The sequence below is a fragment of the Halomonas sp. hl-4 genome (assembly GCF_900215475.1).
In the GTDB taxonomy this organism is placed as follows: domain Bacteria; phylum Pseudomonadota; class Gammaproteobacteria; order Pseudomonadales; family Halomonadaceae; genus Vreelandella.
This window is the reverse complement of record NZ_LT907845.1, coordinates 3,487,908-3,513,807: the sequence shown is the minus strand read 5'-3', so window position 1 is coordinate 3,513,807 and position 25,900 is coordinate 3,487,908. Positions and strand designations below refer to the sequence as shown.

General features: G+C 58.6%; 23 protein-coding genes. 18 read left to right on the top strand and 5 right to left on the bottom strand.

Going from position 1 to position 25,900, the window contains the following annotated elements:
• The first annotated feature begins 8 nt into the window (after positions 1-8).
• The gene (mltF, locus tag CPH17_RS16510) at positions 9-1,472 is read left to right on the top strand and encodes a membrane-bound lytic murein transglycosylase MltF (RefSeq protein ID WP_096300397.1); all 1,464 of its coding nucleotides are present in this window, start codon (positions 9-11) and stop codon (positions 1,470-1,472) included.
• Positions 1,473-1,484: 12 nt separating this feature from the next.
• A complete protein-coding gene (locus CPH17_RS16505; protein ID WP_074395323.1) occupies positions 1,485-3,443 on the top strand; it encodes a sensor domain-containing diguanylate cyclase in 1,959 nt (652 codons plus the stop codon).
• Here CPH17_RS16505 and tadA read toward each other — a convergent pair.
• Positions 3,421-3,912, bottom strand: a complete 492-nt coding sequence (gene tadA, locus CPH17_RS16500) for a tRNA adenosine(34) deaminase TadA (protein WP_269449432.1) — start codon at positions 3,910-3,912, stop codon at positions 3,421-3,423. The two genes, CPH17_RS16505 and tadA, sit on opposite strands and share 23 nt — an antisense overlap.
• 85 nt (positions 3,913-3,997) lie before the next feature.
• Here tadA and CPH17_RS16495 point away from each other — a divergent pair, with 85 nt between their 5' ends.
• Positions 3,998-4,813: an acyl-CoA thioesterase gene (locus CPH17_RS16495; protein WP_074395322.1), complete on the top strand. Its 816-nt coding sequence runs from the start codon at positions 3,998-4,000 to the stop codon at positions 4,811-4,813.
• A gap of 125 nt (positions 4,814-4,938) precedes the next feature.
• Here the strand turns inward: CPH17_RS16495 and CPH17_RS16490 are convergent, their stop codons facing one another.
• Both CPH17_RS16490 and rpmE read right to left on the bottom strand, forming a co-directional pair.
• Positions 4,939-6,210: a malic enzyme-like NAD(P)-binding protein gene (locus CPH17_RS16490; protein ID WP_074395321.1), complete on the bottom strand. Its 1,272-nt coding sequence runs from the start codon at positions 6,208-6,210 to the stop codon at positions 4,939-4,941.
• Between the two features lie 318 nt (positions 6,211-6,528).
• Positions 6,529-6,744 (bottom strand): 50S ribosomal protein L31, encoded by a 216-nt coding sequence (gene rpmE / locus CPH17_RS16485; protein WP_074395320.1) that lies wholly within the window; start codon positions 6,742-6,744, stop codon positions 6,529-6,531.
• A gap of 143 nt (positions 6,745-6,887) precedes the next feature.
• Here rpmE and CPH17_RS16480 point away from each other — a divergent pair, with 143 nt between their 5' ends.
• From CPH17_RS16480 to tatC, 13 genes are all read left to right on the top strand, one after another.
• A complete protein-coding gene (locus CPH17_RS16480; RefSeq protein ID WP_074395319.1) occupies positions 6,888-9,110 on the top strand; it encodes a primosomal protein N' in 2,223 nt (740 codons plus the stop codon).
• Positions 9,111-9,227: 117 nt separating this feature from the next.
• Positions 9,228-10,913: an arginine--tRNA ligase gene (gene argS / locus CPH17_RS16475; protein ID WP_074395318.1), complete on the top strand. Its 1,686-nt coding sequence runs from the start codon at positions 9,228-9,230 to the stop codon at positions 10,911-10,913.
• Positions 10,914-10,916: 3 nt separating this feature from the next.
• Complete coding sequence (locus CPH17_RS16470) at positions 10,917-11,645, top strand: SPOR domain-containing protein (protein WP_074395317.1); 729 nt, start codon at positions 10,917-10,919, stop codon at positions 11,643-11,645.
• A 135-nt stretch (positions 11,646-11,780) separates the two neighbouring features.
• Positions 11,781-12,314, top strand: coding sequence for an ATP-dependent protease subunit HslV (gene hslV, locus CPH17_RS16465; protein ID WP_096300395.1), 534 nt, complete (start codon positions 11,781-11,783; stop codon positions 12,312-12,314).
• 11 nt (positions 12,315-12,325) lie between these two features.
• Positions 12,326-13,648: an ATP-dependent protease ATPase subunit HslU gene (gene hslU / locus CPH17_RS16460; protein WP_074395315.1), complete on the top strand. Its 1,323-nt coding sequence runs from the start codon at positions 12,326-12,328 to the stop codon at positions 13,646-13,648.
• Positions 13,649-13,726: 78 nt separating this feature from the next.
• The gene (locus tag CPH17_RS16455; RefSeq protein WP_074395314.1) at positions 13,727-14,110 is read left to right on the top strand and encodes a gamma-butyrobetaine hydroxylase-like domain-containing protein; all 384 of its coding nucleotides are present in this window, start codon (positions 13,727-13,729) and stop codon (positions 14,108-14,110) included.
• Between the two features lie 121 nt (positions 14,111-14,231).
• Positions 14,232-14,987 carry a bifunctional demethylmenaquinone methyltransferase/2-methoxy-6-polyprenyl-1,4-benzoquinol methylase UbiE gene (ubiE, locus tag CPH17_RS16450; protein WP_074395313.1) on the top strand — a complete coding sequence of 252 codons (756 nt, stop codon included), beginning with the start codon at positions 14,232-14,234 and terminating at the stop codon, positions 14,985-14,987.
• 22 nt (positions 14,988-15,009) lie between these two features.
• On the top strand, positions 15,010-15,648 hold the full coding sequence (locus CPH17_RS16445) for a ubiquinone biosynthesis accessory factor UbiJ (protein ID WP_074395312.1): 639 nt from the start codon (positions 15,010-15,012) through the stop codon (positions 15,646-15,648).
• The gene (ubiB, locus tag CPH17_RS16440; protein WP_096300392.1) at positions 15,645-17,267 is read left to right on the top strand and encodes a ubiquinone biosynthesis regulatory protein kinase UbiB; all 1,623 of its coding nucleotides are present in this window, start codon (positions 15,645-15,647) and stop codon (positions 17,265-17,267) included. Before CPH17_RS16445 ends, ubiB begins: the two co-directional genes overlap by 4 nt.
• Positions 17,268-17,288: 21 nt before the next feature.
• A complete protein-coding gene (locus CPH17_RS16435) occupies positions 17,289-17,651 on the top strand; it encodes a phosphoribosyl-ATP diphosphatase (protein ID WP_074395310.1) in 363 nt (120 codons plus the stop codon).
• A 42-nt stretch (positions 17,652-17,693) separates the two neighbouring features.
• Positions 17,694-17,969 (top strand): Sec-independent protein translocase subunit TatA, encoded by a 276-nt coding sequence (gene tatA, locus CPH17_RS16430; protein WP_074395309.1) that lies wholly within the window; start codon positions 17,694-17,696, stop codon positions 17,967-17,969.
• A gap of 3 nt (positions 17,970-17,972) precedes the next feature.
• A complete protein-coding gene (gene tatB, locus CPH17_RS16425) occupies positions 17,973-18,395 on the top strand; it encodes a Sec-independent protein translocase protein TatB (RefSeq protein ID WP_074395308.1) in 423 nt (140 codons plus the stop codon).
• Positions 18,392-19,177 (top strand): twin-arginine translocase subunit TatC, encoded by a 786-nt coding sequence (gene tatC / locus CPH17_RS16420; protein ID WP_074395307.1) that lies wholly within the window; start codon positions 18,392-18,394, stop codon positions 19,175-19,177. The genes tatB and tatC overlap by 4 nt, the downstream gene beginning before the upstream one ends.
• Before the next feature lie 116 nt (positions 19,178-19,293).
• Here the strand turns inward: tatC and elbB are convergent, their stop codons facing one another.
• Positions 19,294-19,953, bottom strand: coding sequence for an isoprenoid biosynthesis glyoxalase ElbB (gene elbB, locus CPH17_RS16415; protein ID WP_074395306.1), 660 nt, complete (start codon positions 19,951-19,953; stop codon positions 19,294-19,296).
• A 160-nt stretch (positions 19,954-20,113) separates the two neighbouring features.
• Here elbB and hemB point away from each other — a divergent pair, with 160 nt between their 5' ends.
• Both hemB and ppk1 read left to right on the top strand, forming a co-directional pair.
• Positions 20,114-21,127, top strand: coding sequence for a porphobilinogen synthase (gene hemB / locus CPH17_RS16410; RefSeq protein ID WP_074395305.1), 1,014 nt, complete (start codon positions 20,114-20,116; stop codon positions 21,125-21,127).
• Between the two features lie 139 nt (positions 21,128-21,266).
• Positions 21,267-23,459: a polyphosphate kinase 1 gene (gene ppk1, locus CPH17_RS16405; RefSeq protein WP_074395304.1), complete on the top strand. Its 2,193-nt coding sequence runs from the start codon at positions 21,267-21,269 to the stop codon at positions 23,457-23,459.
• A 63-nt stretch (positions 23,460-23,522) separates the two neighbouring features.
• On the opposite strand, the gene metE is transcribed toward ppk1, so the two are convergent.
• Complete coding sequence (metE, locus tag CPH17_RS16400; protein ID WP_096300390.1) at positions 23,523-25,820, bottom strand: 5-methyltetrahydropteroyltriglutamate--homocysteine S-methyltransferase; 2,298 nt, start codon at positions 25,818-25,820, stop codon at positions 23,523-23,525.
• Positions 25,821-25,900 lie beyond the last annotated feature (80 nt).

Genomic DNA, 25,900 nt, shown 5'->3' with positions numbered 1-25,900 from the left:
AAGACGCCATGCTGACGTTGATTTGCCGACATTTTATCGCTTGCTCCAGCCATTACTTCGCGCTAACGGCCATTGCGCTGTTGGTGATGATGCCTACCTTTTCGTTTGTGCCGGAAGGCGAGCACCTGGAGCAAGTTCGTCAGCGTGACTTTATTACCCTCCATACGCGCAATACCCCCTTCACTTATTATGAAGGGCGCAACGGACCAACAGGGTTTGAGTATGAGCTCATGCGTCGGTTTGCCGATAGCTTGGGTGTCAGCCTTAACATTGAAGCCCAGCATCATCCGGAAAGCATCCTTTCCACGGTGCGCGAAAGAGGAGATTTGGGGGCTGCCGCGCTACCACTGCTCCCTGACACGCCGGGCATTCACTACACCCGCCCGATTATCAATATGCAGCCGCTCGTGGTTTACCGTCGCGGAATCAACGGCATCAATGCGCCAAGTGACTTAGTCGAACTGTCACTGGGTACGTTAAGCGGCGCCGGAACAGGCAAAGCATTACGTGAGCTTCAGCGCGATTACCCAGAATTAAGCTGGCGTGAATCCCAGGAGCTCGAAGTTGCCGAGCTACTGGCTCAGGTTGAAAACGGCAGCCTGGATGCAGCGGTGACTTTTGACCACCAGTTCCGCATTAACCGACTGTTTTTCCCTAATGTTGAGCACGGCTTCGCGTTGGGCGAACCGGTATCAATGGCGTGGGCGGTGCCCAGCGGACGCGGGCTTGGGTTGCTTGAGGCGGCCAATCGCTTTATAGAAGACCTGCAGCAGACGGGCATGCTCGACCAGCTGATGGAGCGCTACTTTGGCCACGATGATTACCTGGAATATGTCGGCACCCGAACCTTCCTTGCTCACTTGGATGCTCGGCTGCCTCGTTACACCGACGACTTCAAACAAGCCGCCCAAACCACCGGTTTCGACTGGAAGCTTCTCGCGGCGCTTGGCTACCAGGAGTCCCATTGGGACCCTGACGCCGTCTCCCCCACCGGCGTGCGCGGCTTGATGATGCTGACCCACCCTACCGCAGAGGAAATGGACATTGATGATCGCCGCGACCCCGCGCAAAGCATTGATGGCGGCTCGCGCTACCTGCGCAGCCTCAAAGACCGGCTGCCTGACGACATCACCGGTGATGACCGTCTTTACATGGCGCTGGCAGCCTATAACGTTGGCCTTGGCCACCTTTATGACGCCCGCGATATCGCCGAAATGCGCGACGGCAACCCCAACCGCTGGGCAGACGTTCGCGAGGCCCTGCCCCTGCTACAACAGCGCGAATGGCACAGCAAAACACGTTTTGGCTATGCCCGCGGCGGCGAGCCGGTGATTTACGTGCGCAATATTCGCCGTTATTACGAGATGATTGAGTATGTTGAGCGCAGCCGCCAGCAGTTTTTTCAACTAGGCCAAACGCCTGTCAACGCAGACCCGCTGGTAATGTTTGAGTCTATACCGTCGCTTGATTAAGTCGAGACCGTAATGCCTCAAACGCTTTTCAATCGCACCGCGCTAAGTCTTGCTGTCATCGTCATGGTCGGCGCGGCAGCACTTTTGATGCTGGCACCGGGGATCACCTCCCTGGCATTGTGGTTACTGGGCCTCGCTCAACTGGCAACGATGCGTGGAACCCGGCCATTGGCATGCCTGCTCGCCTCCGGCGCCTTCGCATTACTCGCCCCAGGCATGCTCAGCTACCTGCTGCCCGAAGCCTGGCTGCCCACCGCCGCCTGGCAACTGCTGGCCGAACGCGTTTTACCGGGCGCGACGCTCGAAACACTCCGCGCACCGTTACTCACCAGCATCGCCCTACAACTGACTGCGCTGGCACTGCTGTTAGATTTACGCGCGCGGCTTGGCGCTCCATTACTGGTCATTGCGGCCGCCCTTTTGCTGGGCCTACAAAGCATTGGTTCTACCCTGTACTCTGGCTTTACCCCCTTGCTTCACTATGCAGCGACTTGGCCTTCACTACTCCTCCATGCAACGCTGCTGCTCGCCCAAGCCGTTTACGCCAGCCCTTACTGGTATGGCAAGCGCTATCTTGCCACGTCGCTATGGTCGACCCTCGGCTTAGTAGGCGTAACCCTGCTGCTTTGGCAGCAGCTCCACCTCCAGGCCGAGCGCACGCTCTACCAGCGTGCTGAAGCCCGCGTGCAAACCGTGACAAGCCAGTTGAGTCGCGAGATTACCGCCCACCTTGACGCCATGCGCCGTTTTGCGCGCACTTGGGAGCTACAATCGGCGCCACCCAGCTACCGTCAATGGGTGCATCAGGCTGAAGGATATCAACGCGACTTTGGCTACCTGATCAATATGGCCTTCATCACACCCGATAGCGGTATTCGCCAAGTCTACCCCGCCACCCCGGTTAACTTAAGCACCCTTGGGCTACGCCTTTTCGACGTGCAACCAGCAGGCCGTCCCGCGCTGGAACCGGCACTTCGCGGTGAGCGTGAAGGCAGCACCGATATTATTGAGCTGCTGCAAGGCGAAGCGGGCATGATCCACTATTTGCCCGTGAACAACGAGCAACAAACTCCGATAGGCGCAGCGGCAATGGTGGTGAGCTTTTCACAGCTGGCTGACACCCTATTTGAGCGGCTAACCGATACCGAAGGTTTGATTCAGTGGCGCGATGGCGAACAGATCCTCGCCGAACACGGAGATGCTTCGCACCCTGGTCCATGGGCGTATCAACACCGGGTAGCGCTAGGCGATAAAACACTGACGCTCTCGGACCAGCCGCGACGGCAGTACCTACTGAGCCAACTCCCCAGGCTGCCTACGTTAAGCCTCGTGCTAGGTCTGACATTCGCCTATTTGGTGTACTTGGTAATCTATACCTTTAAGCGGTTAGGCCATCATCACCGCGCCATACAGGAAAGCAATCAGTCACTTCAGCAAGAAATAAAGACCCGCAGCAAATTGCAGCGCGAGGTCGAATGGCTGGCGCGCCACGATGAGTTAACCGGCATTGCTAATCGCCGACACTTTCTCGACCATGTCAATGAGCATCAGAACCAACGGCCGCTCAGCCTGGCATTGTTTGATATCGACCATTTCAAACGCGTCAACGATCAGTTGGGACACCTGGTGGGCGACGACTACTTAGCACGCATGGCCGTGTTGGGAGAAGCCTTGATCGGGCACTACGGCGGCATTTTTGCGCGCTACGGTGGTGAGGAATTTGTCGCCTGGCTGCCTGGGTTAGACTTAGACACCGCATACAAGGTGGCTGATACGCTACGCTTGCAACTCGTTGGTGCTCATTTGGCTCATGCGAATGGCGAGCCCATCACCCTTAGCGCTGGTGTGGTCAGCGTTAACGACCCGCAACCGCTCAACATGACGCTTATGATGCAAACTGCCGATGAAGCGCTGTATCGCGCTAAACGGGAAGGCCGCAACCGAGTGGCTACCGGTCGAGCCGCTGACTAAGCTCCCCATCAGCCTCGCCCCGCCTAGCGGCAAAAAACGCTTTTAAACATTTGGTTGCGGGTACCGCCAGCACGCCACCCTGCACGCTAATCGCATGATTAAACCAAGGCTGTGCCAGCAGGTTGGCTTTGGACTCAACCACCCCCGTGCGCGGCTCGGGAGCACCGTACACAAGGCGGCTGATGCGTGCGTGAATCATCGCACCGGCACACATCATGCAGGGTTCAAGCGTCACGAATAGCGTACAGCCCGCCAGACGATAGTTAGCTGCATACTGGGCCGCTGCGCGCAGCGCGCGAATTTCCGCATGGCCGCTGGGGTCGCAACTAGTAACGGGGGCATTGCCGGCCGCACCAATCACCTGGCCCTTTGCGTCGACCACCACCGCGCCTACCGGCACTTCGCCCATTTCTGCCGCTAGGCGCGCTTGGTCCAGGGCCCGATGCATATAAAATTCATCGCTGCGTATCACGGCAAACTCCGTTAAGGTAACAAAACGATCGTATGAACGGTGCTTCCAGCGCCGCTTGATAAGAGACCATAGGATACCGAGAATGGCAGACGCGCTGAATACGCTGGTCAATTTGCTTGAGCTAGAAACTCTGGAAGACACTCTGTTTCGCGGCCAGAGCCAAGATTTAGGCTTACCCCAACTCTACGGCGGGCAGGTCCTCGGGCAGGCACTCGCCGCCGCCAGTCGTACCGTGCCCGATGAGCGCCGCCCGCATTCTCAGCACGGCTACTTTCTTCGCCCTGGTGACCCTCACCGTCCGGTGGTCTATCAGGTTGATACCATCCGCGATGGCGGCAGTTTTACCACACGCCGCGTGACAGCCATTCAAAAGGGCCGCCCGATCTTTTTCTGCAGCGCCTCGTTCCAAAGCACCGAGGCAAGCTTTAGCCATCAACGGGCGATGCCCGAAGTCCTCTCGCCCGAGGCCTTGATGGAAAGCGGTGATGTCAAGCACGCTCGCTTTCCTGGCCACCCGATCGAGTTTTTGCACCTCAAGGGTAATCCAGACCAGGCGATGCCGACGGGCCAGTGCCTGTGGTTTCGACTGGCTGGCAGTCTACCCGACGACGCCGCCCTTCACCGCCACTTGCTCTCCTACGCGTCAGACTTTAATTTGCTGACCACCAGTCTGGTACCCCACGGCATCCGCTTCACCGATCCGCAATTACGCATTGCGAGCCTTGACCATGCACTATGGCTGCATGAAGACACACGGCTGGATGATTGGCTACTGTACGTCATCGATTCACCTTGGGCGGGCGGCGCCCGTGGACTGGCGCGGGGGCATATCTACCAGCGCGATGGCCTTTTAATCGCCTCTACCGCTCAGGAAGGCCTGACACGCTATTCACCGTAATCGTAGATAAAAATACCAGGGGGCAGGCACATTGAGCGCTTCTAGCTTTTTTCAATTAGCCACCCTGGAACACCAACGCCCGCTGGATAGCGGGCGTTGGCAATGGTGATAGCGGATATCGCGGGCTAGTCGCCATATACGTCGTTGATGGAACCGAGTGGGTAATGGGCTGGATACGGCTTACGCGCCACCCCTGAGTCCACAGCAGCCTGGGCCACCGCCGAGGATATACGTGCCAGCAGGCGTACATCGACGGGTGTCGGGATAATATACTCGCGACCAAACTGCATATCGGTCCGCTCATAGGCATCCAGGACTTCCTGGGGAACAGGCTCGCGGGCCAGATCTTTGAGCGCATGCACCGCCGCCAGTTTCATGGCCTCATTGATGCGCGTCGCGCGAACATCGAGCGCACCACGAAAAATAAATGGGAAGCCCAACACGTTGTTCACCTGGTTGGGGAAATCCGAGCGGCCGGTCGCCATAATGACATCAGGCCGCGCCTCGCGGGCAACATCAGGGTGAATCTCGGGATCAGGGTTAGTGCAGGCAAAAATCACCGGATCCGCCGCCATTTTCTTCACCTGCTCCGCCGACAGCAGCCCAGGGCCTGACAAACCAATAAACACATCGGCGCCGTCGATGGCATCATCCAAGGTGCGCATGTCCGTATCCCGCGCAAACTCGGCTTTATATTCGTTGATGCCCTCGCGGTCACCGTGGATAACCCCGCGGCGGTCGAGCATAATCAGGTTGTCTTTGCTCGCTCCACAGGCTACCAGCAAACGCATGCAGGCAATCGCGGCGGCTCCCGCCCCCATGCAAACGATCTTCACGTTCTCGATAGCCTTGCCTGCGATATCCAGTGCGTTGAGCATACCCGCAGCGGTAACAATTGCCGTGCCATGCTGGTCGTCATGGAATACCGGAATACGACAGCGCTCAATCAGTGCTTTCTCAATTTCAAAACATTCGGGCGCTTTGATATCTTCTAAATTGATACCGCCCCAGGTATCGGCAATACGCGCCACGGTATCAATAAACGCCTGCGGGCTTTCAGCGTCAACTTCGATATCCACCGAGTTAATCCCGGCGAAGCACTTAAATAATACACCCTTGCCTTCCATCACGGGCTTGCTAGCCAGCGGCCCAAGGTTACCTAATCCAAGAATCGCGCTGCCGTCGGAAATCACCGCGACTAGATTCCCTTTCCCCGTGTAGCGGTAGGCGTTCTCGGCTTCACGGGCAATCTCCCTGACCGGCTCGGCAACGCCAGGACTATACGCCAGCGCTAGATCCCTTGCTGTGGCGGTGGGTTTGGTCAACTCCACCGACAGCTTACCGGGGATCGGCTTAGCGTGATAATCCAAAGCGGCCTGCTTGTTTGCATCGGTCATGTTAAAGGGTCCAGTTACGTTAATGTGAGGATAAGTGGTGCCAGAATATAGAAAAATCCCAGCCCGCTCAAGCGAGCGGTAAACCCAACATAAAAACGGTCGTTTAACCGACTTTAACCCCAACTTCGTAACATTTCGAATATATTTAATGAAACTTATATGTAACCGCTTCAGTTATAACAGTTACCTTACTGATGCAACGCAACATTTTGTGGAAATTTTTTCCACAAGAATATCAAGGCAAATAAAAACCCACGCCAGTGCGTGGGTTTTGTTGACAGCACCGAAGCACTGACAAGAAGGCAAATCCTGCGTGGATTAGCCGCGCTTGACTGCAGCGCCAAAACGCTTGTTGAAGCGCTCTACACGGCCACCAGTGGTCGCTTGCTTCTGCTTACCCGTGTAGAAAGGGTGGCAGTTGGAGCACACGTCCAGAGAAAATCCCTGGCCCGAGGTCGAGCCTACCTCGAAGGTAGCACCGCAAGAACAGTTGGCGGTGACCGTGTTGTAATTCGGATGGATACCTTGTTTCATCTTGAGCCTCATCAGCGGTATGCCGCCACCTGATCTCGTGCCAGGCACCGCATACGGGTTTAAAAACGACTAACCGGTTAATCGCTCCTTCGTTTAAAGTCGGAGCGGCCGCATATTCTAGCAAAACTAATGCCGGAGGCCAATTGCCCAACGCTGTTTCCGCTCAGGTGCTTAAAATTGCCTTGCCGTCGCCACTGCGGCGTCTGTTTGACTACCTGCCCAGCCGCCAAGCGCCGCCTGATGGCTGGCAGCCGGGGCTACGCGTCCGCGTCCCGTTTGGTCGTCGAGAGGTGGTCGGGGTGGTCGTTGAACTGGCCGACCACAGTGACCTGCCGCAGTCCCAACTGCGCAGCGTCAGCGAAATATTAGACGACGCCCCTCTGCCCGCCGATTGGTTATGGCTTTGCCAATTCACAGCACGCTATTACCAGCATAGCCTGGGCGACACGCTGGCCATGGCGATGCCTGCACGGCTACGCCAGGGCCACCCGATGGCGGGGCGCACGCAAACTCTTTGGCACGCAGAAGGCCCCTCCAACGATGAACGCCTGAGCCGTGCTCCCAAGCAGGCAGAGTTACACGCGCTACTGCGCCAGCACCCTCACGGATTGCCGGGCCGTGCGGTCAGCGCGCATGGTTTTAGCCGCGACCAACTGCTTGCCCTGGAAAAAAAAGGCCTCGCCCATGCCCAGGACATTACTCTTACCGCCCCCAAGCCACCCAGCGGCAGCTTATTGGCGAGCCCGGCGCTGCCACTTAATCGCGAACAAGCCACCGCGCTTGCTGCATTACACGAAAAGCTCGATGGCTATCACCCTTGCTTGCTAGAGGGCGTCACCGGCAGCGGCAAAACGGAAATTTACCTACAGCTAATTGAAGCGGTGGCCGCCAAAGGTAAGCAGTCGCTAGTACTGGTGCCGGAAATTGGCCTGACCCCACAAACGCTTGCGCGCTTTAAGAGCCGCTTTCGCGTGCCGGTTTTGGCGCTGCACTCAGGGCTCACCGACCCTGAGCGCCTGGACGTCTGGGAGGCCGCTGCCAGCGGACGGGCGCTGATCATCATTGGTACTCGCTCGGCGATTTTCACGCCGCTAGCCAACCCAGGGGCGATTATCGTCGATGAAGAACACGATGGTTCCTACAAGCAGCAGGACGGCCTGCGCTACCATGCGCGGGACTTGGCCGTCGCCCGCGCCCACCGACATAAAATTCCCTTGTTACTGGGCAGTGCAACGCCGTCCCTTGAAAGTCTGCAACAGGCACTGGCGGGGTCTTACCGCCACTTACGCTTGACCCAGCGTCCCAGCAGCCACCCACCCGCTAAACTCGAGCTGGTGGACATGCGCCACCAACGTCGTCAGGGCGGGTTATTACCACCAGTGTTAACCGCCATCAAAAACACCCTGGCTGCCGGCAAGCAGGTATTGATTTTTATCAATCGGCGAGGCTTTGCGCCAACGCTTGCCTGCCATGCCTGCGGCTGGCTGGCTGAATGCGGCCAGTGCGATGCCCGTATGACGCTGCATCGACAGCCACCGCTACTGGCCTGCCACCATTGCGACAGCCGCCGCGCCCTGCCGGACGCTTGTCCCCAATGCGGTAGCGGTGATTTACGCGCCCTGGGCAGCGGTACAGAACGTACCGAAGAAACGCTGCAAAGCCTGTTTCCCAAGACCACGGTGCAACGCATCGACCGTGATAGCACGCGGCGCAAAGACAGCTTTGAGAAAATGCTTAAAGAGATTCAACGTGGCGAGCCCTGCCTGCTGGTGGGCACGCAAATGCTTGCCAAGGGCCACCATTTGCCCCACGTAACGCTCGTAGTGGTGGTCAATGCCGACGGCGGTCTTTACGCGGCGGACTTCCGCGCCCTTGAGCACAGCACTCAGTTGCTCGAACAAGTGGCCGGCCGAGCTGGGCGGGCGGCCCACCCCGGCCGCGTGCTGGTACAAACGCTTCACCCCGATGACCCGCATCTGGGTCAGCTCGCCGAACACGGTTATGGGGCACTGGCACGTAACTTGCTGGAAGAGCGCCGCCTGGCCCAATTGCCGCCGTTTTGTTTTATGGCGCTACTGCGGGTCGAAAGTCCTAAAGAAGAGGCGGCTCTTAGCCTGGCCCAGCAGGCCGCCCAGGCACTACGCCAATGGCTAGGCGAAGCCGGCTCCCCAGTACGTTGTCTAGGGCCGGTACCCGCGCCTATGGAGCGTCGCCAAAACCGTTACCATCTGCAGGTGATGCTCGCCGCGGATAAACGCAGTCAGCTACATGCTGCGACTAGTTGGATGGTGCAATGGCTTGAAGCCAACCGCGAGGCGCGGCGGGTTCGTTGGTCAATCGACATCGACCCACAAAGTCTGTCCTAGTCGCCAGCGCACACACCGCTTTGAAACTGCGCGCCAATTGCCGATAATGGGGCACTTTGCCGCCGCATAGCGATGCGTGCATGTACACGCCGCCACTGATAACACCCGGATACTTAAATGAAAGACACGATTAGTTCACTGCTCGACGGCGCGGTCTCCGCGCTCAAGCACCAAGGCGTGCTGCCCGCTGATCTACAGCCCACCATCAAGGTGGACCCCACCAAAGACAAATCCCACGGCGATTACGCCACCAACCTGGCGTTAATGCTCGCCAAACCGGCCGGCATGAAACCCCGCGAACTGGCGGACGTTCTGGTTGCGGCGCTGCCTGCAAGCGACGCTATCCAAAAAACCGAGATCGCCGGCCCTGGGTTTATCAACTTTTTTGCCGCCTCGGATGCCGTCGCACAAATTGTGGCTCAGGTACTCGACAGCGGCGATGCATTTGGCCGCAGCCTGATCGGCAAGGGTCAAAAAGTTCAGGTGGAGTTCGTTTCGGCCAACCCTACCGGGCCGCTTCATGTGGGTCACGGCCGGGGCGCCGCGATCGGCGATTGCCTGTGCCGCCTGCTTAATGCCAGCGGCTATGACGTGACCCGCGAGTTCTACTACAACGACGCGGGGGCGCAAATTGTCAATCTGGCGCGCTCGGTGCAAGCCCGCGCCAAGGGCCTCGGCCCCGACGATCCAAGCTGGCCGGAAGACGGCTATCGCGGCGAATACATCACCGATGTCGCCAAGGACTTCATGGCGGGTGAAACGGTCACCGCCGATGACCGAGAAGTCACCGCCAATGCCAACGCCGACGACCTTGACGCGATTCAGGCCTTTGCCGTGGCCTGGCTACGCCGCGAACAGGACCTGGACCTCAAAGCCTTTGGCGTCGAGTTCGACGTGTACTTTCTTGAATCTTCGCTATATGCCGACGGCAAGGTGGATGCCACCGTTGAGAAGCTCATCGCGGCGGGCCACACCTATGAAGAAGACGGCGCGATGTGGCTGCGCACCACCGATTTTGGCGACGATAAAGACCGCGTGATGCGCAAACGCGAAGGCGGCTACACCTATTTCCTGCCCGACGTGGCTTACCACCTCGACAAATGGCAGCGCGGTTTTAAGACGGTGATCAACGAACAGGGTGCCGACCACCATTCGACCGTGACCCGCGTGCGTGCAGGCTTGCAGGCGCTGGAAGTCGGCATTCCCAAAGGCTGGCCCGACTATGTGCTGCACCAAATGGTCATGGTGACCCGCTCAGGCGTCGAGGTAAAACTCTCCAAGCGCGCCGGTAGCTATGTCACCGTGCGCGACCTGATCGACGAAGTGGGCCGCGACGCCACGCGCTTTTTCCTGTCCGCCCGCCGCGCCGACTCACAGTTGACCTTTGATATCGACCTGGCGCGCTCGCAGTCCAACGATAATCCGGTGTATTACATCCAGTATGCCCACGCCCGGGTGTGCAGCATGCTGCGCAAGGCCGAAGCAGCCGGGCAGCCCTTCGATCACCCCCTTGCCATGGCCAATTTAGCCCTACTGGACAGCGACCAGGAACGCGCCGTGCTCAACCGTTTGGCCCGCTACCCGGAGGTGGTCGAAAATGCCGCTAACAACCGTGAACCCCAGCAGGTAGCCCAATACTTACTAGACCTCGCGGGCGATTTCCATACCTGCTATAACGCCGTCAAGGTCATGGTCGACGACGACACACTACGCAACACACGTCTGGCGCTGGGCCTGGCGACCCGCCAAGTCTTGCGCAATGGCTTGGATTTAATGGGGGTCAGCGCCCCCGAGGAGATGTAATCCATGGCCAGTCCGCGTAAAAAGCCCGCCCGCCGCGGTGCCACGAGCCAACGCAAAGCTGCCCGCCGCTCCAGCGGTGGGTTCCGCTTGCCCGGCTGGTTATGGGCACTGGCAGGTGTGGCGGCCGGTTTCTTTCTTGCCCAGCATCAGCATGGCACCGCCCCCTGGCAGGACACGCCGGATGACAACGCCCAAACGACGTCTGACTCAACCGCTGAGGAGCGAGAAGCACGCGAGGCCGCACGAGAAACCGAGTCATCGTCTGAGTCGTCCATGCCAACGTTCGAGTTTTACACCCTGCTGCCTGAAACCGAAGTCATTGCGCCCGGCGTCACGCCTCCTTCCAGCGTTGAACAGCCGGCCGCTGCCGAAGCGGATGCGGATGCGTCCAATCGCGACGACGATACCGTTGACGACCCCATTGCCCAGGTCATCGCTGCCAATATGCGACCGGAAGAACAAGTCACCACCGCACAGCAAGCAGCCAATGAAGAGGATGCACGCTATGTACTACAAGCCGCCTCGTTCCGCGAGCTTGATGACGCGGAGCAGCTTCAGCAGCGGCTACGCAACTTAAGTCTGCTGGCGCAAATCAGCGAGATCCAAGCCGATGGCAGTACTTGGCACCGAGTGCAGGTGGGCCCTTACGACGACACCCGCGAACTCAATCGCGCTCAGGATCTAATGACCACGCAGGGTATTGAGCCACTGCTGATCCAACTACAAAACTGAGAAACTCACACCCCAATGGTGCGCGGGCGGTTGATTTTTTATCGGCCGCCCGCATTTTGTTGTGAACCGCTTAATAATGGTCGCACCCCGACCCGACCGTCATCGGGAGCTCGCCTCCCCCAAGGAGTTACCTCCATGACCACCATCGTATCCGTGCGTCGCGGAAACCAAGTCGCCCTGGCGGGTGACGGCCAGGTATCGCTTGGCAACACCGTAATGAAAGGCAACGCCAGCAAGGTACGCCGCCTCTACCGCGGCAAGGTGCTAGCGGGCTTTGCCGGCGGCACCGCCGATGCGTTCACCCTATTTGAGCGCTTCGAAGCCCAACTGGAAAAATACCAGGGCCACCTCACCAAAGCTGCCGTTGAGCTTGCCAAAGACTGGCGCACCGACCGAGCGCTGCGCCGCCTGGAAGCGCTATTGGCGGTGGCCGACCACAGCGCTTCGCTGATTATCACCGGCAACGGTGATGTCGTTGAGCCCGAACGCGGCATTATCGCGATTGGCTCTGGCGGCAACTTTGCCCAGGCAAGCGCTCGGGCACTGTTGGAAAATACTGAACTGGGTGCCCGAGAGATTACCGAAAAATCCCTCGCTATAGCCGGTGACATCTGCGTGTTCACCAATCACCACATCACGCTTGAAGAGCTGAACATCAACGAACGTTGAGGCCACCTTTTATGACCCAGATGACACCCCGTGAAATCGTCCACGCCCTGGACCAGTACATCATTGGCCAGCAAGACGCCAAACGCGCCGTCGCCATTGCATTGCGCAACCGCTGGCGCCGCATGCAGCTGGACGACGAGCTGCGCCCGGAGGTCACACCCAAGAATATCCTGATGATCGGCCCCACCGGCGTGGGCAAGACCGAAATTGCCCGCCGCCTCGCCAAGCTGGCGCGGGCACCGTTCATCAAGGTGGAAGCCACCAAGTTTACCGAAGTGGGCTATGTGGGCCGCGACGTCGAATCGATCATTCGCGACTTGATGGAATCGGCCATCAAGATGGTGCGCGAGCACGCCAAGGAAGAAGTCGGTCACCGGGCCGAGGACGCGGCGGAAGACCGCATCCTCGACGCCCTGCTGCCACCGCCCCGCGGCCAGGAAGACAAGCCCCGCGACGACAGCGGCACTCGCCAGACCTTCCGCAAAAAACTCCGCGAGGGGCAACTGGACGACAAAGAAATCGATATCGAAGTGTCTGCCCAGGGCCAAGGCATCGACATCATGACCCCGCCGGGCATGGAGGAAATGACCAGCCAGTTGCAAAGCCTATTTTCCAACATGGGCCAGCAAAAGCGCGAAACCCGCCGCGTGAAGGTGAAAGAAGCCTTCGGCCTGCTGCGCGACGAAGAAGCCAGCAAGCTGGTCAACGAAGAGGAAATCAAGGCCCGCGCCGTGGAAGCGGTCGAGCAACATGGTATCGTCTTCCTGGATGAGATCGACAAGGTGGCCAAGGGCAGCGGCCAATCAAGCGGTGGCGAAGTCTCCCGCGAGGGCGTGCAGCGCGATTTGCTACCGCTTATCGAAGGGTCGACCGTCTCGACCAAGTACGGCATGGTCAAGACTGATCACATCCTGTTCATCGCGTCGGGGGCTTTCCATCTGTCGCGGCCGTCGGACCTGATACCTGAGCTGCAGGGCCGCCTGCCCATCCGCGTTGAGCTGGATGCGCTGACACCCGGTGACTTCAAGCGCATTCTGACCGAGCCGTCTGCCTCATTGACCCGGCAGTACAAGGCATTGCTGGCCACTGAAGGGCTTGATGTTGAGTTCACTCCGGATGGCATTGAGCGCATCGCCGAAATCTCCTGGCAGGTCAACGAAGGTACCGAGAACATAGGTGCGCGTCGCCTGCATACCGTGATGGAGCGGCTGCTGGAAGAGGCTTCGTTCAAAGGAGGCGATATGGAAAGCCCGCTGTTGATCGACGCCGACTATGTGAATGCTCAACTGGGTGAACTAGCCGTCGACGAAGATCTATCGCGCTATATTCTGTAACGTACTGGCTCGGCAAGGATGCCGAGTTTTGGTGTGCCACCACTGGCCGCCGACACCCAGCCACTTTTGAGGTGTGTTATGACTGCTCCCACCCCCACCCGCGTTCACTATCATAAGCCGACCCGCGAACTTGAGCTTGGTTATGCCAATGGCGAAAGCTATCGCCTGCCGGTGGAGCTTTTACGCGTTTACTCGCCCTCTGCCGAGGTGCGCGGCCACGGCGGAGATACCGCTGTATTGCAGGTCGGCAAAAAAGATGTGGGGCTGCAGAACATCACCCCAGCGGGCAACTACGCGCTCAAGCTGCACTTTGACGACGGCCACGATAGCGGCCTGTTCAGTTGGAACTATCTATATGATCTCGCCCAGCATCAAACGGCCTACTGGGAAAACTACCTGCAACGGCTTGAAGACGCCGGCGCCTCCCGCGAGCCTGCCAGCATCCAGTTCAAACAGCTGTGACGTCGCGCCCCAGGGCAAACGCAGACAAGTCGGGGCGGACAGGGCTACAATGTCGTCAATCTTTTAATGCGACGACCGCTGGGTCGACGCTCATCGCCTTGAACTCTGGAGCCAGAGCCCCATGAGCCCCACGGATAAACGCACTACTGATTTTGGTTATCAGAAAGTCCCTCTCGACGAAAAAGCCTCTCGGGTGGCCGATGTTTTTCACTCGGTCGCCGCACGCTATGACGTCATGAACGACCTTATGTCGATGGGCATTCACCGCGTCTGGAAGCGCCTGACCATTGAGCGTGCAGGCGTGCGGCCCGGTCACCACGTCCTTGACATCGCCGGCGGTACCGGCGACTTGACGCTCAAGTTCTCGCGCCTGGTCGGCCCCCGGGGCAAGGTCGTGCTGGCCGATATCAACGCCTCCATGCTCAACGTGGGACGCGACAAGCTGATGGACAACGGCGTGGGCAGCAACGTCGAGTATGTCCAGGCCAACGCCGAGTGCCTGCCGTTCCCCGACAATAGCTTCGACTGCATCACCATTGCGTTTGGCTTGCGTAACGTCACCGACAAAGACGCCGCGCTACGTTCGATGACACGGGTGCTCAAACCCGGTGGACGGTTATTGGTGCTAGAGTTTTCCAAGCCCAACAACCCACTGCTGTCGAAAGCCTACGACGAATACTCGTTCCGCCTGCTGCCGAAAATGGGCGAGTGGGTGGCAGGAGACGGCGATAGCTACCGCTATTTAGCCGAATCGATCCGCATGCACCCCGACCAGGAGACGCTGAAAAGTATGATGGAGCACGCGGGTCTTGAGCGGGTCGAATACACCAACCTTACCGGCGGCATTGTCGCGCTTCACCGCGGCATCAAGTTATGACATCAACCACCGAGAGGTCAGCATGCTGGTAACCCCGACCTTATTGCTGGCCGGATGTGAACGCACGTTGAACGCCTTGCTCGCCCGAGACCCGGCGTCGCCTGCACGGCTTGCGCAGCTTTCGGGTAGCCGCCTGCTGGTGCGCTTCGAACAGCCCCAACTTGCGCTGGTACTTCACTACCATGCCGCGGGTATTGACCTGTTGCGCGCCGACGATCTGGGCGACAACGACGTTGATGCGGTCGTGGAACTGACACCTGAAACGCTGTCGAGATGGCTGAGTGGCGCATCAGTAGAGCAGCTGATGTTTGAAGGTAAACTGGCAATGCGTGGTCAAGTACATTTACTGGAAGCCACGCGTACGCTGCTGCTTGACCTGGATCTCGACTGGGAAAACGAACTGGCGCGCTGGCTGGGCGACACCCCCGCTCATTCTCTTGCCGAAGGGTTACGGCGGGCTGCTGATTGGGGGCTGCGCACCAAAGAGGAGCTAGTGCAGGACGTTTCAGAATATGTCTTTGAAGAGGCCCGGTTGCTGCCTGGACGACAACAGCGTGATGTATTACGCGACCAGCTCACTGCGCTTGAGGTGGCCACCGACCGCTTAGAAGCTCGCTTTAAGCGCCTCGACCGACGACTTCGAGCGGAGGCGAATCAATGAGCTTGCGGCTTTTACGCATCAGTTGGGTCATTGCCCGTCATCGCCTGGATACGCTCCTGCCGCTTGATAGACTCCCCTGGTGGCTGCGTTTTCTGCTGTGGTTCTCGCCGCTGCGCCTGATGCCTATCGGTCAGCGCTCACGAGGCGAACGCCTTCGCCTCGCACTAGAGACGCTGGGGCCGATCTTCATCAAGTTCGGCCAGATGCTCTCCACCCGCCGAGACTTGCTACCTGAAGACATCGCCGATGAACTGAGGCGACTGCAAGACCAGGTACCGCCTTTTCCAGGCGAGCAAGCTGTGACCCGGGTCGAAAAAGAACTCGAAATGCCACTCAGTGAAGCCTTCGCCTTTTTCGACCCTGCTCCCCTGGCATCGGCTTCAATCGCGCAAGTCCATGTCGCCCGACTGCATAGCGGCGAAGACGTGGTGGTTAAAATCATTCGCCCCGGCATTGACCGCATCATGCGTCAGGACATGGCGCTGATGTACCAGGTGGCCAAACTACTGGCCAAGGTGCCCGAGGCGCGTCGTCTGCGCCCGGTGGAAGTGATCAGAGACTACGAGGCGACGCTTTTCGACGAGCTTGACCTGTACAAGGAAGCCGCCAACACCTCGCAGCTTAAGCGTAATTTCAAGGATTCTCCGCTGCTGTTTGTACCCACCATCTACTGGCCCTACACGCGTCGCCACGTCATGGTGCAGGAGCGTATCCGCGGCGTCCCCGTGGCCGACCTCGACACCCTCAAAGCCAGCGGTACCAACTTAAAAAAGCTTGCCGAACGCGGCGTGGAAATCTTCTTTACCCAGGTGTTTCGCGACAATTTCTTCCATGCCGATATGCACCCCGGCAATATTTTCGTCAACTGCGACAACCCGGAAGACCCTCAATATATCGCCATTGACTGTGGCATTGTTGGCAGCCTGACGCGCGAGGATCAAGATTACCTGGCACGCAACCTGCTGGCGTTTTTCCATCAGGATTATTACGAAGTCGCCGCGCTGCACATTGAGTCGGGTTGGGTAAGTGAAAATACCCGCGCCAACGAGTTTGCTGCGGCCATTCGAACCGTGTGTGAACCTATTTTAGAAAAACCGTTGAAAGATATTTCTTTCGGTCAGGTGTTATTGGGGCTGTTCCAAACCGCCCGACGCTTTAATATGGAAGTTCAGCCCCAGTTGGTATTGCTGCAAAAAACGCTGCTTAATATTGAGGGCCTAGGTCGACAGCTTTACCCAGACCTAGACCTATGGAGCACAGCAAAACCTTATCTAGAGCAGTGGATGAAAGAGCGTGCAGGATTGGGTGGGCTGTGGCGCTCACTAAAACGCCAGGCACCAGAGCTTTCACATCAGTTACCTGAGCTGCCAGTATTGGCACACCAGGCGCTTAGCCGCATGGAACACGAACACCGCCAACGCCATCAGCAAGCCTCCGCTATCAGCGCCATGCGACAGCAGTTGTCGCGGCAGAGCAAGCGCCAGCATCGTCTGCGCATTGGCTTGATTCTGTTAGGGTTAGCGCTCGCTTGGCAGCCGCTCAGTCAGTGGGCTAGCAGTCAACAATGGCCCGTTCTGGCTGCCGCTGCGATTGGCCTGCTACTGTTGGCGTGGCAATAGTTGAAGAACCTAAGGATCCCCATGGACACGACGACGCCTACCCCCAATAATGCGCCTGTACTGGATGCGCTCGACGAGGTATTACGTAAGCGTCGCCACGCCTCGCCGGACGATTCGTATGTTGCCTCCTTGCATCATAAGGGTTTGAACAAGATACTCGAAAAGCTGGGCGAGGAAGCCACAGAAACGCTGATCGCCGCCAAAGACGCCGAACATGGCAGTTTGGCCGAGCGTCAGGCACTGGTCGCTGAAACAGCTGACTTATGGTTTCATAGCTTGGTGATGCTGTCGCATTTGGGCATGGATCACCAAGACGTACTCAACGAGTTAGCGCGCCGATTCGGTATTTCCGGTCACGATGAAAAAGCGGCGCGCAAGCGCTAATCAACGGGCTTTGCAACGTACCCCCATCACGAGGACACGCATATGTTAGGTGGTATCAGTATTTGGCAGTTGCTGATTGTGCTAGGCATCATCATCCTGATTTTCGGCACCAAAAAGCTTCGCAATGTCGGTTCGGATTTAGGCGGGGCCGTTAAAGGCTTCAAAAAAGCCGTTCATGAAGACGAGAAGGACAGCGAGAAACAAGACGAAGAACAACCCCAAGCAAAAGTTCGCCACGACGAGTCAGGCAATACTTACGACGTTCAGGCAGAAGAGAAAGCAAAACAAGCGGCTGATAACAACGACGAGCGCAAATAAGCCATGTTCGACTTTGGCTTTTTTGAAATTCTAGTCATTGGCATCGTAGGGCTTTTGGTTTTGGGCCCTGAACGCCTGCCGCGCGCCGCACGCACGGCAGGCTTGTGGATAGGAAAAATAAAACGCACCGTCTCGGGCATGCAGCGTGAAATCAGCGCTCAGCTAGAGGCGGAAGAGCTGCGCCAAAAGCTCACCGACCAGCAAAAAAAGCTCGATGAGAGCCTACGCAAAGCCAAACAAGACGTGGAGCGGATTGCGGACGACCCCGAAAAACCAACGGCGCCGTCTCGCGATACGTCAACGTCGACGGAACAGCGTGCCGCCAGTGCTGCCTCGCATCTGGATGATGCGCTGGAGACCGTCCACGAGAAAGCGCCAGCGTCGCCCGACGCCGAGTCATCTACCAAGGACAGCAAGCAACCATGAGTACGTCTGGTGATTCGCAGGAGCCCAACAATGAACAGAAGCAAGCGCCGCTAATCGAGCATCTTATTGAGTTACGCTCACGACTGATGCGCGCGGTTATTGCTATTTTGGTTGTTTTCCTGGCGCTGTATTCGTTCTCAAACGATATCTATCTTTTCGTCGCCGAACCGTTGATGGCGCTGTTACCCCCGGGGTCGCAAATGATTGCCACCGAGGTGGCATCACCGTTTCTGGCCCCATTTAAACTGACCCTGGTGACGGCGTTGTTTCTCGCTATTCCTTTCGTACTCCACCAGGCGTGGTCGTTTATCGCGCCGGGACTTTACGATAACGAGAAAGCGCTGGCGATTCCGATACTGGTGTCCAGCATCCTGCTGTTCTACGCCGGCGCGGCGTTTGCCTATTACGTGGTGTTCCCCTTGCTGTTTGCGTTTTTCACCCAGACCGGGCCGGAAAACGTCACGGTCATGACCGACATCAATCAGTACCTGAACTTCGTGCTCAAGTTGTTCTTTGCGTTTGGCGTGGCGTTCGAAATTCCGGTGGCCACGTTTTTGCTGATTCTGTCCGGCGCCACCACAGTCGAGAGCCTCTCCCAGAAGCGTCCCTATATCATTTTAGGGTGCTTTATTATTGGCATGGTACTCACTCCACCTGACGTTATCTCGCAGAGTCTGCTGGCCATTCCCATGTACCTGCTCTACGAGGTTGGCCTGTTATTTGGTCGCCTGGTACGCAAACGGCGCAACGAAAAAGCCGCCGAGGAGCCGAGCGAGGAATAACATCACCGCCTGCGCTGCGCTTACAACAACAAGCCGCTGCCATAGAGCAGCGGCTTGTACGTTTGTACGGACAGCCTTCGCGCAACTTCGCGCGATTGGCAGGATGGGGCTGGAAACTAGTCCATCATTTCATCAATACGATCAACCAGTTTAAAAATACCTGTTGCCGCTTCGCTAATCCGCGTCGCCAGCATATAGGCAGGCGTGGTAACCACGCGATGCTCCAGGTCCACGACGATATCCTCGACGCTACAGCTGCGGTGCAGGCCTCCCATGGCGCTGATCGCCCCAGACATGCTGGGATCATTACCCACCGTCACCGCTATACCATCGCCTAGCAAGCGCGTCGCCAACACCGGCGCAATGCAGATCAAGCCAATCGGCTTGGCATCTTCGCGAAAGCCCGATAGGACCTCCTTGAATGACTCCAGCACCTGCATGCTGTCTCCCGCCGTGGCGAAATCCGACAGATTCTTGGCGACACCAAAACCACCCGGCACAATCACCGCGTCAAACTCATCGGCCGCCAGGTCAGTCAGCGGACTTATTTCACCTCGGGCCAGACGAGCCGATTCCACCAGCACGTTACGCCGTTCGTCCGCGTCGGCCTCCTGGGTGAGGTGATTTACCACATGGTGTTGCTCGATATCCGGAGCAAAACAACGATATCCTATTCCCAACTGGTCCAAGCGCAGCAATGTCAGGGTCGTTTCGTAAATTTCTGACCCGTCGAATACACCACAGCCAGCGAGAATCACTGCCACCTGTTTGGTCATGCTTATCTCCTTATGCAGGGCCTGCTCGTTCAGCAGCGTTTGCGCCACTTTAGTCAGTCTTGAGGCGCGCCACAAGACGGCTTTCGGTGCAGGTCAAGGCTGATATACTCAGCCAAGGCCAACAGACACCCTCATTTGCGAGTTTTTGTGGAGAATACCGTTGAGTACACCAACACCTCGTCACTTCCCCGCGACTCGTCTGCGACGCATGCGCCGCGACGACTTCTCCCGCCGCTTGATGCGCGAATCAACGCTGACGCCTGGTGATCTTATTCTGCCGGTGTTCGTGCTGGAAGGCAGCCAGCAGCGCGAGGCCATCGCTTCCATGCCAGGGGTAGAGCGCTTGTCGATTGACCTGTTGATCGAGCAAGCCCGCGATGCCTATGCATTGGGCATTCCCGCCATCGCGCTGTTCCCGGTCGTCGGCGGTGAACAGAAAAGCGAACTCGCCGAAGAGGCCTACAACGCCAACGGCCTCGTTCAGCGCAGCGTACGCGCACTTAAAGAGGCACTACCTGAGCTGGGCATTATCACCGATGTTGCTCTGGACCCATATACCATTCACGGGCAGGACGGCATCATCGATGAACATGGGTACGTAATCAATGATCGCACCGTCGACACCCTGCTAAAACAGGCGCTTTCTCACGCCGAGGCCGGTGCTGATGTGGTCGCTCCCTCGGACATGATGGACGGGCGTATTGGTGCAATTCGCCAGGTGCTAGAGCAAGAGCATCTTCATAACGTGCGTATCATGGCGTACAGCGCCAAATATGCGTCGCACTATTATGGCCCCTTCCGCGACGCCGTGGGCTCTTCTGCCAACCTGGGCAAAGCTGACAAGCGCACCTATCAGATGGACCCGGCCAACAGTGACGAAGCGCTTCATGAGGTGGCCATGGACATTTCCGAAGGGGCCGATATGGTGATGGTCAAACCAGGGATGCCCTACCTGGATGTTGTGCGGCGGGTCAAAAGCGAATTACGCGTTCCTACCTACGCATACCAAGTAAGCGGTGAATACGCCATGCATCGCGCCGCTTTCGACAACGGCTGGCTTGATGCCGACACGGTCATTTTGGAGTCCCTGATGTGCTTCAAGCGCGCCGGTGCAGACGGCATCCTAAGCTACTTTGCCCTGGACGCTGCGCGACTGCTGACGGCCAAGCGTTGACGCTATGTGTCTGAGGCAAGCTAACAGTAGATGACAATGCCGTGACACGTCTTTGTCATCTTCCTCCGCCATACTGCGTTAACAGGCGCGTATCAGGCAATGATATGCTCAGAGATGACTAACGCCGGAGGCAGTCACCATGGACGATCAGGTCACTGATAATTCGCCCTACCCACTCCATGATCATGGCGGCGGTGATAATGAGTCCTCCCCGCTGCGCGTCAATCGCACGCCCACGGGTGTGCAGGCGCGCGACGCACTGCCAGAAACCGACCTGGACGATCCGCAACTCTATTTCAACCGTGAGCTATCGCACCTGCAGTTCAATATTCGCGTATTGGAACAGGCGCTTGATGACGCGCACCCACTGCTCAACCGGCTGATGTTCTTACTGATTTTCTCATCCAACATGGATGAGTTCTTCGAAATTCGTGTCGCCGGGCTTAAGCACCAAATCGCCCTGGGCGACGATACGACGGGCGCTGATGGGCGGCTTCCCAAGGCGGTGCTTGCCGAAATTTCCGACATCGCCCACGCGCAAATCGTCCGGCAGTATGAAATCCTCAACGATACCTTGCTGCCCGCCCTGGAAGCCCAAGGTCTGCGGTTTCGCCGCCGCGATCAGTGGACCAAGGCGCAAAAGGACTGGGTCCAGGAACTGTTCAACAACGACATCATGCCGGTGATCAGCCCTATCGGGCTGGACCCTTCGCATCCCTTCCCGCGCCTGGTCAACAAAAGCCTCAACTTCATCGTCGAGCTTGAAGGCAAGGATGCCTTCGGCCGTGCCGGGGGCATGGCGATTCTGCCCGCCCCCCGTTCGCTGCCGCGCCTGATGGCCCTGCCCAAGCACCTGTGCAGCGAAGGCTTCACTGAGTACGTATTCCTCTCCTCGATGATTCACGCCCATGCCGAGGAGCTGTTCCCGGGCATGAAGGTGCGCGGCTGCTACCAGTTCCGCCTGACGCGCAATGCCGACATGAGCGTCGATCCGGAAGAGGTCTCCGACCTGGCCTCGGCGCTGCGTGGCGAACTGTTGGCTCGGCGCTACGGCAGTGGCGTGCGGCTGGAAGTCGCCGATAACTGCCCGGACGACCTGACCAACTTCCTGCTGCGCCAGTTTAGCCTCGAGAACGGCGACCTGTACCGCGTGCAAGGCCCGGTCAACCTGACCCGGATGATGTCGGTGCTGGGCGATGTCGACCGCCCCGAGCTGCTCTACAGGCCCTACTCGCCCGGCGTGCCCAAGGCGCTGAAAGGCGGCAGTCTGTTTGACGCCATCGCCAAACAGGACCTGCTGCTGCATCATCCTTTTCAGTCGTTTTCACCCATCGAGGACCTGCTAAGCGAGGCCGCGCGCGACCCTGACGTTCTGGCCATCAAACAGACACTCTACCGCACCGGCGCCGACTCACCCATCGTCAGTGCGCTGGTCGATGCCGCTAGCCAGGGCAAGGAAGTCACCGTGGTCATCGAGCTGCGCGCACGCTTTGATGAAGCCGACAACCTCCAACTGGCTTCGCGCCTTCAGGAAGCCGGCGCCATCGTGATTTACGGCATCATGGCCTACAAGATCCACGCCAAGATGCTGCATATCGTGCGCCGCGAGCGGGGCGAACTGCGCCACTACGCGCACCTGGGCACCGGCAACTACCATTCCAAGACCGCCAAACTGTACACCGACTACAGTCTGCTGACCGCCAACAAGGCGCTGTGCGCCGACGTTCATCGGGTGTTTCAGCAGCTGTCGGGAATGGGCCGCGCGCGCAAGATCGATACGCTGCTCCACGCGCCGTTTACGCTACACGACCGGTTAATGGAAATGATCGACCGTGAAGCCCAGGTGGCAAGCAAGGGAAAACGCGCCCATATCATCATCAAGTGCAACTCGCTGACCGAGCCGCAGCTGATCAAGGCGCTTTATCGTGCTTCCCAGGCAGGCGTGGAGTGCGACCTGATCATTCGCGGCATGTGCTGCCTGAAGCCCGGCGTACCGGGGGTGTCGGACAACATTCGCGTTCGCTCGATCATTGGACGCTTTCTGGAGCACACCCGGGTTTTCCATTTTCATAACGACGGCAAGCCGGAAATCTGGTGCTCGAGCGCTGACCTTATGTCACGCAACATGTTTCACCGCGTGGAAACCTGCTTTCCCCTGCTCGATAAGAAGCTCGCCACCCGGGTGCGCAAGGACCTGGAAACCTACCTGGTGGATAACTGCCAAAGCTGGCTGCTCCAGAGCGACGGCAGCTACCATCTTCAGGACCCGGGCGGCGGTGATGCCATTAGCGCTCAGGAAACGCTGCTTTACGCCTACGCCACCAAGAGCTGACACGTCCCAGACCAACCCCGGCCGCGAGCCGGGTTTAACGTCACCGGGTCGCGCCCCCTATGCTCAGGCGTAACGCGCGCGCAGTTGCCTGGCCGCCTCGACCATATTGGCCAGCGCAGGCTCCACTTCCGCCCAGCCACGGGTTTTCAAGCCGCAGTCCGGGTTGACCCACAGCCGCTCGGCGGGAAGCTTGTCCAGCGCTTTTTCCATCAGCGCCACCATCCAGGCCACGTCGGGGATATTCGGCGTGTGGATGTCGTAAACGCCGGGGCCAATGTCGTTCGGATAGGCAAAGTCCTGGAAGACCTCCAGCAGCTCCATATCCGAGCGCGACGTTTCGATGGTGATCACGTCGGCATCCAGTGCCGCGATCGCGCCGATAATATCGTTGAACGCCGAATAGCACATATGCGTATGGATTTGGGTGGCATCGTCAACGCCGGCGGCGCTTAACCGGAAGCATTCCACCGCCCAGTCCAGATAGCCCTGCCATGCGCTCTGGCGCAGCGGCAGCCCCTCGCGCAGTGCGGGCTCGTCGATCTGAATGATCCGGATACCCGCACGTTCCAGGTCCAAGACTTCGTCGCGCAGCGCTAGAGCGATCTGCCGGCAGGTGGTCTCACGCGGCTGATCGTCGCGTACAAAGGACCACTGCAGGATGGTCACCGGGCCGGTCAGCATGCCCTTCATGGGTTTATCGGTGAGCGTTTGCGCGTACGCACTCCAGCGCACGGTCATGGCCGCCGGGCGCGTCACATCGCCGAAGATGATCGGCGGTTTGACGCACCGGGAGCCGTAGCTTTGCACCCAGCCAAAGCGGGTAAAGGCAAAACCTTCCAGCTGTTCGCCAAAGTATTCCACCATGTCGTTACGCTCGGCTTCGCCGTGCACCAGCACGTCAAGGCCCAGGGCTTCCTGGCGCTCGACGGCATAGGCAATCTCTGCACGCATCTGCGCTTCGTAGTTGGCCTGGCTCAAGGAGCCGGCTTTGAACGCCCGCCGCGCCGCACGGATATCATGGGTCTGCGGGAACGAGCCAATCGTGGTAGTCGGAAACAGCGGCAGCGCCAGCGTCCGGCGCTGTACTTTCGCCCGCTCGGCATAAACAGAGCGACGCTGGCTGTCGCCGGGCGTCACCGCCGCCACGCGTCGATTCACCGCTGCCTGGTGGATGCGCGCTGAATCACGCCGGGCATCCAGCGCCTGGGTGGCCGCCGCTAACCGCTGCTTGTCCAGGTCGGTCGTCCGGTGATCGAGCAGGCGGGCCAGGGTCACCACCTCATCAAGTTTCTGGCGGGCAAAGGCCAGCCAGCTGACCAGCGATTCATCGAGTTCGGTTTCCTGGGCCAGGTCCACGGGCACGTGCAGCAGCGAACAGCTGGGCGCCAGCCAGAGCCGCCTCCCCAGGCGTACCTTGAGCGGGCGCAAGCGCTCAAGCAGCGCCGCAAGGTCGGCGCGCCAGATATTGCGCCCGTCGATAACGCCCACCGACAGCACCTGATGAGGCCCCAGACGGTCAATCACCTGGTCGACCTGTTGCGGCGCGCGCACCGCATCAATGTGTAGCCCCTCCACCGGCAGCCGGGTTGCCAGCGACAGGTTATCGTCCAGGCCGCCAAAGTAGCTGGCCACCATCAGCTTCAAGGGTGCGGACTGCAATCGATGGTAGGCGCGCTCGAAGGCCTGTTGCCAGGCTGGGGGCAGGTCCTGCACCAGCGCAGGCTCATCCAGCTGCACCCACTCAACGCCCTGGGTGGCAAGCCGTGCCAGCACTTCACTGTAAACGTCCAGGACGCTGTCGAGCAGCGTCAGGCGATCAAACTCACTGCCTTTGGCTTTGCCTAACCACAACCAGGTCAGCGGTCCGGTAAGGGTGACCTTGGGGGTAAACCCGGCGCGCAGGGCTTCATCGACTTCGTCGAAGAGCCGACTGGAGGAAAGCGCAAAGCGCTGCCCTTCGTATAGCTCGGGGACCAGGTAGTGATAGTTGGTATCGAAGTACTTGGTCATTTCGCAGGCGGGCGCAGGCTCACCGCTGGGTGCGCGCCCCCGTGCCATGCGAAAGGCGGCATCCAGGTCAACGTCGCCTGCCGCCACTTCGCGGCTCGCATTGAAGCGCTCGGGCACCGCACCCAGCAGTACGGAAACATTCAGCACCTGATCATAAAATGCGAAATCGCCGACGCTGACCAGATCAAGCCCGGCGGCCTGCTGGTCGCGCCAGTGGCGTAGCCGCAGCTCACGGCCGGTCGCTTCGAGGGTCTGACGAGAGCAGTCGCCCTGCCAGTAGGCCTCGGTGGCTTTTTTAAGCTCACGCTGGGCACCAATACGGGGATAGCCGAGAATATGAGAAACTGTCATGATGAAACCTTGCAACGTGAATGATTTCGTACAGTCTGGGCACCACCGATAGGTGAATCAAACTAAAGATTCTAATACCA